This is a genomic window from Saccharothrix xinjiangensis (assembly GCF_039527585.1).
Taxonomy (GTDB): domain Bacteria; phylum Actinomycetota; class Actinomycetes; order Mycobacteriales; family Pseudonocardiaceae; genus Actinosynnema; species Actinosynnema xinjiangensis.
In genome coordinates this window covers 161,340-175,453 of record NZ_BAAAKE010000015.1, presented here as the reverse complement: position 1 = coordinate 175,453, position 14,114 = coordinate 161,340, and the positions used below count along the sequence as shown (strand labels likewise).

The following is a 14,114-nucleotide window of genomic DNA, read 5'->3' as shown; positions in this document are numbered from 1 at the left end:
GCCCGGTTGCCCCTGGTGTACGACGCGTGAGCTGTGGACGGAGGACGGCGGATGCCGAAGGCAGTGGTGGTGCGCGCGACGGGTGGCCCCGAGGCGCTGGAGTTCACCGAGGTCGAGGAGCGCTCGCCCGGCGCGGGTGAGCTGCTGGTGGACGTGGCCGCGGCGGGGGTGAACTTCATCGACTGCTACCACCGGGAGGGCCGCTACCCGCTGCCGCTGCCGTTCGTGGTGGGCCTGGAGGGCACCGGCCGGGTGAGCGCGGTGGGTCCGGACGTGGCGGGTTTCGCGGTGGGCGACCGGGTGGCGTGGTCGCAGGCCCCCGGCAGCTACGCGGAGCAGGCGGTGGTGCCGGCGTCGGGCGCGATGGTGGTGCCGGGGGGCGTGGACGACGAGACGGCGGGCGCGCTGATGCTCCAGGGCCTCACCGCGCACTACCTGGTCGCCTCCACCTACCCGGTCCAGGAGGGTGACGTGGTGCTCGTGCACGCCGCCGCGGGCGGTGTGGGCCTGCTGCTGGTGCAGTTGGCCAAGGCGCGGGGCGCGCGGGTCATCGGCACGGTGTCGACCGAGGCCAAGGAGGCGCTGGCGCGGGAGGCGGGCGCGGACGAGGTGATCCGGTACGACCAGGTCGACTTCGCGCCCGAGGTGCGGCGGTTGACCGGCGGCGCCGGTGTCGCGGCCGTCTACGACGGCGTGGGCCGGACCACGTTCGACGGCAGCCTGGCGAGCCTGCGGCCGCGCGGGGTGCTGGCGCTGTTCGGCGGGTCCAGCGGCGCGGTGCCGCCGTTCGACCCGCAGCGGCTCAACCAGGCCGGCTCGGTGTTCCTGGCCCGGCCGTCGCTGGGCGCGCACGTGGCCACCCGCGAGGAGCTGGAGTGGCGGGCGGGCGAGCTGTTCGCGGCCGTCGCGGACGGGTCCCTGCGGGCGCGGGTCGGCGGGCGCTACCCGCTGGCCGAGGCGCGGCGCGCGCACGAGGACCTGGAAGGCCGCCGCACGACGGGCAAGCTGCTGCTCCTGCCCTGACGGGTCACCGGGCGACACGACGGAGGGCCCCGGCGGGTCGCCGGGGCCCTCCGCGCGCCGGGTCAGCCCGCCTGGACCGCGACCGCGTCGACCACGAAGATCAGCGTCTCGCCGGGCTGGATGTCGCCGCTGCCGTTGGGGTAGCCCAGGGCCGGCGGCACGACGAGCAGGCGGCGCCCGCCCTCCTTGAGGCCGATCAGGCCCTGGTTCCAGCCCTGGATGACCCGCGCCTGGCCGATGTCGGTCACCTCGAACGGCTGGCTGCCCCACGACGACTCGCGGGTCTGCTGGTCGCTGAAGGTCGCCAGCACGTAGTTGATCGAGGCCGTGGAGCCCGGCTGGATCTCCGCGCCGGAGCCCTCGGTGATGTCCTTGACGAGCAGGCCGTCCTTCGGCGTGCAGCCGGTGGGCACCGTGATGGACGGCTCCTCGCCCGGCGCGCCCGTCACCTGGTACTGCGAGTCCTCGCACGGCGGGCCGCTCGGCTCGGGCAGCTCGGCCTCGGTGGGCGCGGCCTCCTCGGGCGCGGGGACGGTCGCGGACGGGGTGTTGGTGAGGGTGGACGGCCGGTCGCCAGCGGTGCACGCGGTGAGCGCCAGACCGGCGGACAACAGGGACGCGAGGGCCAGGGCCGTACGGCCGACAGTACGCATGGTTGCCGAGCCTAGGGTGCGACCCCGGAGGACGCGCCGCAGGGCCCACCAGCAGGCCCAACGCCGATCACGGTGCGCTGTCATTGATCTTCGATTGAATCCGCAAACGTGCCACTAATTACCGCTTCCGCCGTTGCGTACCGGCGCGTACAGTTACTGCGCGCACTTGATCGGATACCGAGAGCATTCGGCCGTTCGAGTGGCGATAACCAGGGAGGTGACCCCGTGCGCGCGGAGCCGAAGGGCGTCCGCAGCAATTTGTTGCAGGAATTGTTCTGGACCCGGACGGGCCTGCTGCTGCTGACCCTCGTCGTGATCTCCGGGACCTGCCTGGCCATTTCCAGTCCGATGGAACCGGGCGGAATGCGCTCCTTCCTCACCACGGTGGGCACCAGCACCCTGATCTCGGCGGTGGTCGGGTTCTGGCAGACGCTGCTCACCAGCACGGCCGCGCGCCGGTCGCTGGTGGAACCGGTCGTCGAGGAGAGCAGGAAGGCGCTGCACGAACTGACCGCCGAGTACCGGGCGCTCGACCGCGAGTTCTTCCCCAGCCACGTGTTCGAGCCCACCGCCAGGCCCGATCCGGCGTTCAACCAGGTGATGATGCAGGACCTGGAGCGGACCCGGCTGTACGCGTTCCGGGGCTTCGCGGGCCGCTACGCGGCCTGCCGGCTCCTGCTGTCGCAGACGGAGTGCGAGCTCAGGGCCGTCCTGGCCGACCCGAGGGACGAGGACGCGATCAGCGGCCGCGCCCGCTACCTGCTGCGCCACGAGGGCGCGGACGGCGACTACGACACGATCGTGGCGCGGCTGCGCGAGCAGATCCACGTCGGCCTGGTCGGCCTGTTCCTGGCCAGGGGCCGCTGCTCGCGCATCGACCTCACCATCGTGTCGGACCCGCCGCTGGACCGGATGGAGCTGTTCGACGACAGCGTGTGGCTGACCCTCTACAGCAACGCCGGCGCGGACGTGGTCCGCCTGTACCCGCGCTCGCTGCGGTTCACCGAGGGTTCGTTCATCTACGGCATGGAGCGCGCCGAGTTCCTGCGCATCAGCAATTCCAAGGCGGGGCTCCACGTCGTCATCACCCCGAGCACCACGCGAGCCGATTTCCTCGCGCTCTTCGAGAAGATCACCGGGACCTGGATCGGCGACGACGGGTTCCGGGCGCTCGAAGCGAAGTTCCACAGCTTTCGCAAGGAATTCGCCGCCACCGCTCAGTTGGGGAGCTGATAAACCGTGCTGACCGAGTTCACCGGGACCTCCGCCCTCGCGGAGCTCGCCTCCCTCATCTCCGTGGCCGACCCCCCTGTCGTCGACCGCTGGAGCCACGTCGAACGGGGGTTCCGGGTGTGGGCCGATCGGCCGGGCCTGCGGGAGAGGCTGCGCGGTCACCTCCGCGCCCTCTCCCCGCAGGACCAGGTGCGCGTGGCGGCCAGGTCTCGGGAGACGACGACGCACTTCGCGTGGTGCCTGCGCGACGAGCCGGCCGAGCCGTTCACGTTCTGGCTGCACGAGTACAAGCCGCAGCGGGACTGGCGGCAGGGCTACGCCGACTCCGTCCACAACCACCGCTACCACTTCTGCACCGTCCTCTTGCAGGGCTCCTACCTGCACGAGCGGTTCAGCGCGGAGGTGACGGACGGCGGCGAGGCGATCCTGTCGACCACGCTGCTGCGCCGGGCCGAGGCGGTGGAGGGCCACTCCGGCACGATGCTGGCCCACGAGTTCCACCGCATCCCGCAGGCCGCGGACGACACCATGACGTTCCTGGTCAAGTCCCGCGCGGTCCGCCCGTGGAGCCTGAGCTTCGACCCGGACACCCGCACCAGCCACCGCCACGTGCCCGTCGAGGCGAGGTTGGAGGACCTCACGAACAGCATGTGATCCGCCGCGGAGGTCCACCGCGCGCCTCTACCATCGGCCCACCCGGCACGGGAGGGTCCAATGAGCACTGTCACGAGCTCCGTCACGGCGCAGGCGATCTCCGAGGTGGGGCGCGAGGTGTGGCGGCTGTGCCGCGACCTCGCGCCGAAGCTCCAGTTCCACGGCTGGCACCACGTCAGCTTCGTGCGCGACAAGGCGGTCCACTTCGCCCGGCGCAACGGCGCGGACGCGCCGCTGGTCGAGGTGGCGGCCCTGGTGCACGACGTCAACTACATGGTCCGGCGCAACTCGCTGCCGGTGGACGGGCGCGGGCTGCGGCTGGACATCCTGGCCCGCGCCGGGGTGCCCGACGACGTCGCGCGGCGCGTCGACCGGGTGGTCGAGGAGGCGGAGATGCGCACCCGGGACCGCCACATCTCCCCCGAGGCGCAGGCCCTGTCCGACGCGGACACCCTGTTCAAGGCGCTGCCGGTGACGCCGGTGGTGCTCGCGCCCCGCTACCTGGAGGAGAACGGCATCACGCTGCGCGAGCTGGCGCACAAGATCGTCGGCGAGCAGCGGGACAAGCACGACGAGGGCTACTACTTCTACGACCCGGAGGCGGCGGCCACCTATTCCAGGTGGGCGACGGCCAACCTGGAGCTGTGGTCGTGCATCGTCGAGTCGCTGGACGACCCCAGCGTCACGGAGCTGCTCTCGGCGGTGTCCTGACCACGCAGGGTGACGAAACGCCCGCCGTATCACCGTTAGGTGTGCGGCGGGCCTTCCGCCCGAGGCGTCAGAACGGCCAGCCGAGCACCGGCAGGCCCACCACGGCGTCCACGGCGAGCCCGCAGAACACCAGCATCAGGTACAGGTTCGACAGGTGGAAGAACTTCATGGTGTTGGTCGAGCCGCCGCGCCGCACGACACCGTGCAGCCGGTGCGCGAACACCGCGAACCACACGCCCGACACGGCGGCCACCGCGACGTAGATCCACGAGGTGACCGGCGCCAGCAGCAGCGTGCACACCACCGTGACCCAGGAGTAGATGACGATCTGCCTGGTGACCTGCTGCGCGGTGGCCACCACGGGCAGCATCGGCACGCCGGCCCGCGCGTAGTCCTCCTTGAACTTCATCGCGAGCGCCCACGTGTGCGGCGGCGTCCAGAAGAAGATCACGCCGAACATCACCAGGGCGGGCCACGCCACCGTGCCGGTCACCGCGGACCAGCCGATGATCACCGGCATGCAGCCGGCCATGCCGCCCCAGATGATGTTCTGCGAGGTCCGACGCTTGAGCACCAGGGTGTAGACGAAGATGTAGAACAGGATCGTGGCCACCGCGAACACGGCCGAGATGAGGTTCGTGGTCAGCCACAGGAAGCCGAACGAGACCACGCCGAGCACGATGCCGAAGATCAGCGCGTTGCGCGGCGGGATCGAGTCCTTCGCCAGCGGCCGGGCGCTGGTGCGCTTCATCACCGAGTCGATGTCGGCGTCGACGTAGCAGTTCAGCGCGTTCGCCGAGCCCGCGGCCAGGGTGCCGCCCGCCAGGGTGCACGCGATCAGCCACAGCGGCGGCAGGCCGCGCTGGGCCAGCAGCATCGCCGGGATCGTGGTGATCAGCAGCAGCTCGATCACCCGCGGCTTGGTCAGCGCCACGTACGCCCCGACGACCTGTCGGGGCGACCGCGCCGGGGCCTCGGTGACGGCACTCATCGCAGGGCGCTCCTCGTCGGGGTCAAGGGGGATGCGCAGATCGTAACCAGGGGTTCCCCGGACAGCCCGTTCGGGTACTCCTCGATCGCACGAACTAAGCCTGTGCGTACGCCCACAGAGCGTGTGACGACACGAGTGTCCGCTCGCCGGACTAGGCTTGCCGGCGGACCTTGGTAACCGCGGATCGGACCTGACGGAAACGATTGAGTTCACCGCCAGCCGTCACCCGTAGCCGCCTATGCGAGTTTGGAGCTGGAAGTCAGTGTCCGTCACCGATGACATCGCCCGGTTGACCGAAGCCCACCTGCCCGACGACTGGACCGATCTCGACAAGCGCGCCGTCGACACCGCCCGCGTGCTGGCCGCGGACGCGGTGCAGAAGGTGGGCAACGGCCACCCCGGCACGGCGATGAGCCTCGCGCCCCTGGCCTACACCCTGTTCCAGCGCGTGATGCGGCACGACCCCGCCGACGGCGACTGGCTCGGCCGGGACCGGTTCGTGCTCAGCGCGGGCCACTCCAGCCTGACCCTCTACGTCCAGCTGTTCCTCAACGGCTACGGCCTGGAGCTGGACGACCTGAAGGCGCTGCGCACGTGGGGCTCGAACACCCCGGGCCACCCCGAGCACCGCCACACCCCCGGCGTGGAGATCACCACCGGCCCGCTGGGCCAGGGCCTGGCCTCCGCGGTCGGCATGGCGATGGCCGCCCGCCGCGAGCGCGGCCTGTTCGACCCGGACGCCCCGGTCGGCGAGAGCCCGTTCGACCACCACGTCTTCGTGATCGCCTCCGACGGCGACATCGAGGAGGGCGTGACCAGCGAGGCGTCGTCCCTGGCCGGCACCCAGAAGCTGGGCAACCTGACGGTCGTCTACGACGACAACAAGATCTCCATCGAGGACGACACCACCATCGCGCTGTCCGAGGACACCGCGAAGCGCTACGAGGCGTACGGCTGGCACGTCCAGGTCGTCGAGGGCGGCGAGAACGTCGCCGGGATCCTGGAGGCGCTGGAGAACGCCAAGGCCGAGGTCGACCGGCCGTCGTTCGTCCTGCTGCGCACGATCATCGGCTACCCGGCGCCGAACAAGCAGAACACCGGCGCGGCCCACGGCGCGGCGCTGGGCGCCGACGAGGTCGCCGAGGTCAAGAGGATCCTGGGCTTCGACCCGGAGCAGACCTTCGAGGTCGCGCCCGAGGTGCTGGAGCACACCCGCTCCGTGGTCAAGCGCGGCGAGCAGGCCCGCGCCGAGTGGCAGGAGTCGTTCGACGCGTGGGCCGGGGCGAACCCGGAGCGCAAGGCGCTGCTGGACCGGCTGCTGGCCGACGAGCGGCCCGACGGCTGGACCGACGCCCTGCCGTCCTGGGACCCGGACCCCAAGGGCGTGGCCACCCGCAAGGCGTCCGGCGAGGTGCTGAACGCGCTGCGGGACGTGCTGCCGGAGCTGTGGGGCGGCTCGGCCGACCTGGCCGAGTCGAACAACACCACGATGAAGGGCGTCGACTCGTTCGGCCCCGAGGCGATCTCCACCAAGATGTGGAACGCCGCGCCGTACGGCCGCACCCTCCACTTCGGCGTCCGCGAGCACGCCATGGGCGCGATCCTCAACGGCATCGCGCTGCACGGCCCGACCCGCCCGTACGGCGGCACGTTCCTGGTGTTCAGCGACTACATGCGCCCGGCGGTCCGGCTGGCCGCGCTGATGAAGTCGCCCGCCGTCTACGTGTGGACGCACGACTCCATCGGCCTGGGCGAGGACGGCCCCACGCACCAGCCGGTCGAGCACCTGGCCGCGCTGCGCGCCATCCCGGGCCTGCACGTGGTGCGCCCCGGCGACGCCAACGAGACCGCCGCGGCTTGGAAGACGACCGTCGAGCGCCGCAACGGCCCGGTGGGCCTCGCGCTGACCCGGCAGAACCTGCCGGTGCTGGTCGGCACCAAGGAGAAGGCGCCGGAGGGCGTGGCGCGCGGCGGCTACGTCCTGGAGGGCGAGGGCGAGCCGGAGCTGATCCTGGTCGCCACCGGCTCCGAGCTCCAGATCGCGGTCGAGACCCGGAAGGTGTTCGAGTCCGAGGGCATCGCCACCCGGGTGGTGTCCATGCCGTGCGTGGAGTGGTTCGACGCCCAGGACGAGTCCTACCGCGAGAGCGTGCTGCCGACCTCGGTCAAGGCGCGCGTGGTCGTCGAGGCGGGCATCGCCCAGCCGTGGCACCGCTTCGCGGGCGACGCGGGCGAGATCGTCTCCATCGAGCACTTCGGCGCCTCCGCGGACTACCAGACGCTGTTCCGCGAGTTCGGCTTCACGACCGAGAACGTCGTCGCGGCGGCGCGGCGGTCGCTGTCCCGGACCCGCTAAGAGACTTCTTCGCAGGGAGATGACGACATGAGCAGCAACCCACTCGCCGACCTCAGCGCCGCGGGCGTGTCGATCTGGCTGGACGACCTGTCCCGCGAGCGGCTGAACACGGGCAACCTGGCGAGCCTGATCGCCGAGCAGCACGTGGTCGGCGTGACCACGAACCCGACGATCTTCGCCGCCGCCCTGTCCAAGGGCACGGCCTACGACGAGCAGGTCCGCGAGCTGGCCGCCCGCGGCGCGGACACCCACGCCACCGTGCGCGAGGTCACCACGACCGACGTGCGCAACGCGTGCGACCTGTTCCGCGACGTCCACAACGCCACCGACGGCGTCGACGGCCGCGTGTCGATCGAGGTCGACCCGCGCCTGGCCAAGGACACCGAGCGCACCGCGGCCGAGGCGCTCGACCTGTGGAAGACCGTCGACCGGCCCAACCTGATGGTCAAGATCCCGGGCACGGTCGAGGGCCTGCCCGCGATCACCCGGACCCTGGCCGAGGGCGTCAGCGTCAACGTCACGCTGATCTTCTCCGTCGAGCGCTACCGCCACGTGATGGAGGCCTTCGTCGCGGGCCTGGAGCAGGCCAAGGCCAACGGGCACGACCTGCGCACCATCCACTCCGTGGCGTCGTTCTTCGTGTCCCGCGTGGACGCCGAGATCGACAAGCGGCTGGACGCGCTGGACGACCCGCGGGCGAAGGACCTGCGCGGCAAGGCGGCCACCGCCAACGCCGTGCTGGCCCACGCGGCGTTCCAGGAGACGTTCCAGGGCCCGCGCTGGGAGGCGCTGGCCGCCGACGGCGCCCGCGCGCAGCGCCCCCTGTGGGCGTCGACCGGCGTCAAGGACCCGGCGTACTCCGACACGCGCTACGTGGACCAGCTCGTCGTGGCCGACACGGTCAACACGATGCCCGAGAAGACCCTGCACGCGGTCGCCGACCACGGCAAGATCGAGGGCGACACCGTGACCGGGCGGGCCGCCCAGGCCCAGGAGGTCTTCGACGCGCTCGTCGAGGTCGGCATCGACCTGGACGACGTGTTCATCACGCTGGAGACCGAGGGCGTGGACAAGTTCGAGAAGTCCTGGGCGGAGCTGCTCGAGACGGTGACCGGACAGCTGGACCAGGCCAAGGGCTGAGGACGAGGACAACATGACCGAGGTGATCTCCGTGGAGATCGTCCGCACACCGAACCAGGACCAGGTCGACACCGTCATCGGTGACCTGGTCCGGGACTCGGCGCCGAGCAGGCTCGCCGCCGGGGACGCCACCCTGTGGGGCCCCGCGGCGGAGCCGGAGGCGTCGATCCGCCTGTCGTGGACGACGCTGCACGAGACGTCGCGCCCGCTGGTGGCCGAGATCACCGCGCTGCGCGAGGAGCTGCACGCGGAGGGCGTGGACCGCGTGGTCCTCGCCGGCATGGGCGGCTCCTCGCTGGCCCCCGAGGTGATCACCGGCACGGCGGGCGTGCCGCTGGTCGTGCTCGACACCACCGACCCGGGCCAGGTCGCCGACGCGCTGGAGGGCGACCTGGAGCGGACCGTCCTGGTGGTGTCGTCGAAGTCGGGCGGCACCGTCGAGACGGACAGCCACCGGCGGATCTTCGAGGAGGCGTTCGCCGCCGCGGGCGTCGACGCCGCCTCGCGGATCGTCGTGGTGACCGACCCGGGCTCGCCGCTGGAGGCGGCGGCCCGGGAGGCCGGCTACCGCAGGGTGTTCCTGGCCGACCCGAACGTGGGCGGCCGCTACTCGGCGCTGACCGCGTTCGGCCTGGTCCCCTCGGGCCTGGCCGGCGCGGACGTCGCCGGGCTGCTCGACGACGCGGCCGCCGTCGCGCCGCTGGTCTCGGCGGACTCGCCGGACAACCCGGCGGTGGTGCTGGCCGCGACGTTCGCGGTGGCGCACGCGCACGGGGCCGAGAAGATCGTGTTCGCGGACACCGGCTCGGGCATCTCCGGCTTCGGCGACTGGGCCGAGCAGCTGATCGCCGAGTCGACCGGCAAGGACGGCACCGGCCTGCTGCCGGTGGTCGTCGAGGGTCCGGGCGCGCCCGGTTTCTCGGACGCCCGCTCGGACGCCACGACCGTCGCGATCGGACCGGCCACCGGCTCGTCCACCCTCGCCGTCGAGGGCAGGCTCGGCGCGCAGTTCCTGGTGTGGGAGTACGCGACCGCGCTGGTGGGCCGCGTGCTGGACATCAACCCGTTCGACCAGCCGGACGTGGAGGCGGCGAAGAAGGCCGCCCGGTCGCTGCTGGACGCCCCCGCCGCGTCCTCGGTGTCGCCCGCGTTCACCGACGGCCCCATCGAGGTGCACCCGAGCGAGGGCTGGCTGTCGCCGGACGTGAAGACCGTCGCCGAGGCGATCAAGGCGCTCGTCGCGGCCACCTCGGAGCACGGGTACCTGTCGGTGCAGGCGTACCTGGACCGGATCGACGACGCTTCTTTCGCCCTCGTGCGCCCGGAGTTGGCGCGGCGTTCACATCTCCAGACCACCTTCGGCTGGGGACCGCGGTTCCTGCACTCCACCGGCCAGTACCACAAGGGCGGCCACCAGAACGGCGTGTTCCTCCAGCTCACCGGGGCTTCGGAGACGTCGTTGGACGTGCCGGGCCGCCCCTACGACCTGAGCACGCTGCAACTGGCGCAGGCGCTGGGCGACGGCCAGGTGCTGGCCGAGCACGGCCGGCCGGTGCTGCGGCTGCACCTGACCGACCGCGTCGCCGGGCTGGCGCAGCTCGTCGAGGCAATCCAGGAGGATGGTTCGTGACTGCGCCTTCCGCCAAGCGCAATCCGCTGCGGGACCCGCGGGACAAGCGGCTGCCCCGCATCGCCGGGCCCTCGGGCCTGGTGATCTTCGGCGTGACGGGTGACCTGTCGCGCAAGAAGCTCATGCCCGCGATCTACGACCTGGCCAACCGCGGCCTGCTGCCGCCGGGCTTCGCGCTCGTCGGCTTCGCCCGCCGCGACTGGGCCGACCAGGACTTCATGCAGGTCGTGCACTCCGCGGTCAAGGAGCACGCCCGCACGCCGTTCCGGCAGGAGGTCTGGGACCAGCTCGCCGAGGGCATCCGGTTCGTCCAGGGCACCTTCGACGACGACATCGCGTTCGACACGCTGGCCACCTGCCTGTCCGACCTGGACCGCGAGCGCGGCACGGGCGGCAACCACGCGTTCTACCTGTCGGTGCCGCCCAGCGCGTTCACCACGGTGGTCAACCAGCTCAAGCGCGCGGGCCTGGCCACGCCGCCGAACGACAACCCGGGCCAGTGGCGCCGGGTGGTCATCGAGAAGCCGTTCGGCCACGACCTGAACAGCGCCAAGCAGCTGAACAAGACCGTCAACGACGTCTTCCCCGAGGAGTCGGTGTTCCGCATCGACCACTACCTCGGCAAGGAGACGGTGCAGAACATCCTGGCGCTGCGCTTCGCCAACCAGCTCTACGAGCCCATCTGGAACGCCAACTACGTCGACCACGTGCAGATCACCATGGCCGAGGACATCGGCCTGGGCGGTCGCGCGGGCTACTACGACGGCATCGGCGCGGCGCGGGACGTGATCCAGAACCACCTGCTCCAGCTGCTCGCGCTGACCGCGATGGAGGAGCCGGTCTCGTTCCGGCCGAGCGACCTGCGCGCGGAGAAGGTGAAGGTGCTCTCCGCGACCCGGGCGATCACGCCGTTCGACGAGACCAGCGCCCGCGGCCAGTACACCGGCGGCTGGCAGGGCGGGCAGAAGGTGCCCGGCCTGCTGGAGGAGGGCGGGTTCGCCAAGGACTCGACCACCGAGACCTACGCGGCCATCACCGTCGAGGTCAACACCCGCCGCTGGGCCGGGGTGCCGTTCTACCTGCGCACCGGCAAGCGCCTCGGCCGCCGCGTCACCGAGGTGGCCGTGGTGTTCAAGCGGGCGCCGCACCTGCCGTTCGACGACACCGCCACCGAGGAGCTGGGGCAGAACGCCCTGGTCGTGCGGGTGCAGCCGGACGAGGGCGTGACCATGCGGTTCGGCTCGAAGGTGCCCGGCAACTCGATGGAGGTCCGGGACGTCACGATGGACTTCGGCTACGGCCACGCGTTCACCGAGTCGTCCCCCGAGGCCTACGAGCGGCTGCTGCTGGACGTGCTGCTCGGCGAGCCGTCGCTGTTCCCGAAGAACGACGAGGTCGAGCTGTCCTGGGAGATCCTCGACCCGGTGATCGAGCGCTGGGCCTCGCACGGCGAGCCCGAGAAGTACAAGGCAGGCACCTGGGGCCCGGCGTCCGCGGACGCGATGCTGGCCCGCACCGGCAGGCAGTGGAGGCGTCCGTGATCATCGACCTGCCCTCGACGACCACGTCGCAGGTCAACAGCAAGCTGGTGCAGATCCGCGAGGAGGGTGGCGCGGTCACCCTCGGCCGCGTGCTGACCCTGGTCATCGTGACCGACGACGGCGCGAAGACCGAGGAGGCCGTCGAGGCGGCCAACGACGCCAGCCGCGAGCACCCCTGCCGGGTGATCGTGGTGGCCCGCGGCGCCCGCAAGGCCGCGCCGCGGCTGGACGCGCAGATCCGCGTCGGCGGCGACGCGGGCGCGTCCGAGGTGATCGTGCTGCGCCTGTACGGGGAGCTGGCCAACGAGGGCGCTTCGTGCGTGGTGCCGCTGCTGCTGCCGGACACCCCGGTGGTGGCGTGGTGGCCGAACGAGTCGCCCGCCGTGCCCGCGGAGGACCCGATCGGGCAGCTGGCGCAGCGCCGCATCACCGACGCGGCCGCCGAGAAGAACCCGATCAAGGCGCTGGAGCAGCGGCGCGCCTCGTACACGCCGGGTGACACGGACCTGGCGTGGACGCGGCTGACGCTGTGGCGGGCGATGCTGGCGTCGGCGTTCGACCTGCCGCCGTACGAGAAGGTCACCGAGGCCGAGGTGAGCGGGGAGAGCGACTCGCCGTCGACCGACCTGCTGGCCGCGTGGCTCGCCGCGTACCTGAAGGTGCCGGTGAAGCGGTCGAAGGCCACGCACGGCGAGGGCATCGTGGACGTGCGGCTGGTGCGCCGGTCCGGCATGGTGGAGCTGGCGCGGCCGGACGGCAAGGTCGGCACGTTGAGCCAGCCCGGCCAGCCGGAGCGGCGGGTGGCGCTCCAGCGGCGCGTCGTGCGGGACTGCCTGGCCGAGGAGCTGCGCCGGCTCGACCCGGACGAGGTGTACGACACGGCGCTGAAGGCGCTGGGCAAGGTGGTGCGGGGGCGGCCCGCGCCGAAGGCCGCCGCGGCGACCGCGCGCAAGCCCAAGCCCGCGCCGGCGAAGGTGTCGACGGACCTCAAGACCGTCGAGGCGAAGGCGCCGATCCCGGCCTCCGTGCCGGCCCCGGAGTCGGTTTCGGTGCCGGAGTCGGTTTCGGGTTCGACGTCGGGTTCGGGTTCGGACGGCAAGGCCGCCGAGGGCAAGCCGGCGTCGACCAAGCCCGCGGCCAAGTCGTCGAGCGCCAAGCCCGCCGCGAAGTCCGCCGCCAAGCCCGCGGCCAAGGCCAAGGCGGCGTCGGACGGCAAGGCCAAGGCCCCGGCCAAGGCGACGAAGTCACCGGGCAAGGCGAAGGCGGGTTCGTGAGCCGCCCGGACGTCGTGGTGCACCGTGGCGGCGACCTGTTGGCCGCCGCCACGGCCGCCCGCCTGGTGACCGCGCTGGTGGACGCCCAGGCCGCGCGCGGCGAAGCGCACCTGGTGCTGACCGGCGGGCGGACCGGAGCCGCCGTGCTGGAGCAGGTGCGCGCCACGCCCGCGCGGGACGCGGTGGACTGGGCGCGGGTGGAGCTGTACTGGGGTGACGAGCGGTTCCTGCCGTCCGGCGACCCCGAGCGCAACGAGACCCAGGCCCGTCGGGCGCTGCTGGACCACATCCCCGTGCCCGCCGAGCACGTGCACGTCGTGGAGCCCTCGGACGGCCGGTTCGGCGACGACCCGGACGCGGCCGCCGCGGCGTACGCCGAACTGCTGGGCGGGGGTGTCGCGTTCGACGTGTGCCTGCTCGGTGTCGGCGAGGAGGGGCACGTGGCGTCGGTGTTCCCGGACTCCCCCGCGGTGCACGAGCGGGAGCGCCCGGTCGTGGCGGTGCGGAACTGCCCCAAGCCGCCGCCGACCAGGGTGAGCCTGAGCCTGCCCGCGATCCGGGCGTCGCGCGAGGTGTGGCTGATGACGACCGGCGCGGCGAAGGCCGGCGCCGTGGCCGCCGCGCTGAGCGGTGCCGGCGAGGTGGACCTGCCCGCCGCGGGCGCGGTCGGCACCGAGCGCACCCTGTGGCTGCTGGACACCGCCGCGGCGGCGGAGCTGCCGCCCCGCTAGGTGACCTCCCGCTGGAGGGAGGGCCGCCAACCGCCCTCCCTCCAGCCGCACTTCCTGCCAGCCGCACTTGCCGCGCCGGCCCTCCCCGCGCCGGCCCTCCCCGCGCCGGCCCTCTCCACGCCACCCTCCCTGCGCCACCCTCCCTGCGCCACCCTCCCTGCGCCACCCTCCCTGCGC

General features: G+C 72.2%; 12 protein-coding genes. 10 read left to right on the top strand and 2 right to left on the bottom strand.

What is annotated here, in order from left to right; genetic code table 11:
- Positions 1-51: 51 nt before the first annotated feature.
- Complete coding sequence (locus ABD223_RS26935) at positions 52-1,023, top strand: quinone oxidoreductase family protein (protein ID WP_344039321.1); 972 nt, start codon at positions 52-54, stop codon at positions 1,021-1,023.
- Between the two features lie 62 nt (positions 1,024-1,085).
- Here the strand turns inward: ABD223_RS26935 and ABD223_RS26930 are convergent, their stop codons facing one another.
- Entirely contained in the window at positions 1,086-1,676 is a 591-nt protein-coding gene (locus tag ABD223_RS26930) for an FKBP-type peptidyl-prolyl cis-trans isomerase (RefSeq protein WP_344039319.1), read from the bottom strand.
- A gap of 225 nt (positions 1,677-1,901) precedes the next feature.
- On the opposite strand from ABD223_RS26930, the gene ABD223_RS26925 reads away from it, so the two are divergent.
- The 3 genes from ABD223_RS26925 to ABD223_RS26915 are packed head-to-tail and all read left to right on the top strand — an operon-like array spanning position 1,902 to position 4,274.
- Positions 1,902-2,909, top strand: coding sequence for a hypothetical protein (locus ABD223_RS26925; RefSeq protein ID WP_344039318.1), 1,008 nt, complete (start codon positions 1,902-1,904; stop codon positions 2,907-2,909).
- A gap of 6 nt (positions 2,910-2,915) precedes the next feature.
- Complete coding sequence (locus tag ABD223_RS26920) at positions 2,916-3,563, top strand: hypothetical protein (protein ID WP_344039316.1); 648 nt, start codon at positions 2,916-2,918, stop codon at positions 3,561-3,563.
- A gap of 60 nt (positions 3,564-3,623) precedes the next feature.
- Entirely contained in the window at positions 3,624-4,274 is a 651-nt protein-coding gene (locus tag ABD223_RS26915; RefSeq protein WP_344039315.1) for an HD domain-containing protein, read from the top strand.
- 67 nt (positions 4,275-4,341) lie between these two features.
- Here the strand turns inward: ABD223_RS26915 and ABD223_RS26910 are convergent, their stop codons facing one another.
- Entirely contained in the window at positions 4,342-5,265 is a 924-nt protein-coding gene (locus ABD223_RS26910; RefSeq protein ID WP_344039314.1) for a heme o synthase, read from the bottom strand.
- 238 nt (positions 5,266-5,503) lie between these two features.
- On the opposite strand from ABD223_RS26910, the gene tkt reads away from it, so the two are divergent.
- From tkt to pgl, 6 genes are read left to right on the top strand one after another with little or no spacing between them, the layout of a single operon-like run.
- The gene (tkt, locus tag ABD223_RS26905) at positions 5,504-7,621 is read left to right on the top strand and encodes a transketolase (protein WP_380648454.1); all 2,118 of its coding nucleotides are present in this window, start codon (positions 5,504-5,506) and stop codon (positions 7,619-7,621) included.
- A gap of 27 nt (positions 7,622-7,648) precedes the next feature.
- Positions 7,649-8,761 (top strand): transaldolase, encoded by a 1,113-nt coding sequence (gene tal / locus ABD223_RS26900; RefSeq protein ID WP_344039312.1) that lies wholly within the window; start codon positions 7,649-7,651, stop codon positions 8,759-8,761.
- A 13-nt stretch (positions 8,762-8,774) separates the two neighbouring features.
- Positions 8,775-10,391, top strand: coding sequence for a glucose-6-phosphate isomerase (locus ABD223_RS26895; protein ID WP_344039311.1), 1,617 nt, complete (start codon positions 8,775-8,777; stop codon positions 10,389-10,391).
- Positions 10,388-11,932, top strand: a complete 1,545-nt coding sequence (gene zwf / locus ABD223_RS26890; RefSeq protein ID WP_344039310.1) for a glucose-6-phosphate dehydrogenase — start codon at positions 10,388-10,390, stop codon at positions 11,930-11,932. Before ABD223_RS26895 ends, zwf begins: the two co-directional genes overlap by 4 nt.
- A complete protein-coding gene (gene opcA / locus ABD223_RS26885; protein ID WP_344039309.1) occupies positions 11,929-13,206 on the top strand; it encodes a glucose-6-phosphate dehydrogenase assembly protein OpcA in 1,278 nt (425 codons plus the stop codon). Before zwf ends, opcA begins: the two co-directional genes overlap by 4 nt.
- Positions 13,203-13,937: a 6-phosphogluconolactonase gene (gene pgl / locus ABD223_RS26880; RefSeq protein WP_344039308.1), complete on the top strand. Its 735-nt coding sequence runs from the start codon at positions 13,203-13,205 to the stop codon at positions 13,935-13,937. Before opcA ends, pgl begins: the two co-directional genes overlap by 4 nt.
- The last annotated feature ends 177 nt before the right edge of the window (positions 13,938-14,114 follow it).

Coding starts and splice junctions, on each gene's coding strand:
- tkt (WP_380648454.1), top strand. CDS start 5,504: ATGCGAGTTTGGAGCTGGAAGTCAGTGTCCGTCACCGATGACATCGCC.
- ABD223_RS26915 (WP_344039315.1), top strand. CDS start 3,624: ATGAGCACTGTCACGAGCTCCGTCACGGCGCAGGCGATCTCCGAGGTG.
- tal (WP_344039312.1), top strand. CDS start 7,649: ATGAGCAGCAACCCACTCGCCGACCTCAGCGCCGCGGGCGTGTCGATC.
- ABD223_RS26895 (WP_344039311.1), top strand. CDS start 8,775: ATGACCGAGGTGATCTCCGTGGAGATCGTCCGCACACCGAACCAGGAC.
- ABD223_RS26930 (WP_344039319.1), bottom strand. CDS start 1,676: ATGCGTACTGTCGGCCGTACGGCCCTGGCCCTCGCGTCCCTGTTGTCC.
- ABD223_RS26910 (WP_344039314.1), bottom strand. CDS start 5,265: ATGAGTGCCGTCACCGAGGCCCCGGCGCGGTCGCCCCGACAGGTCGTC.
- ABD223_RS26935 (WP_344039321.1), top strand. CDS start 52: ATGCCGAAGGCAGTGGTGGTGCGCGCGACGGGTGGCCCCGAGGCGCTG.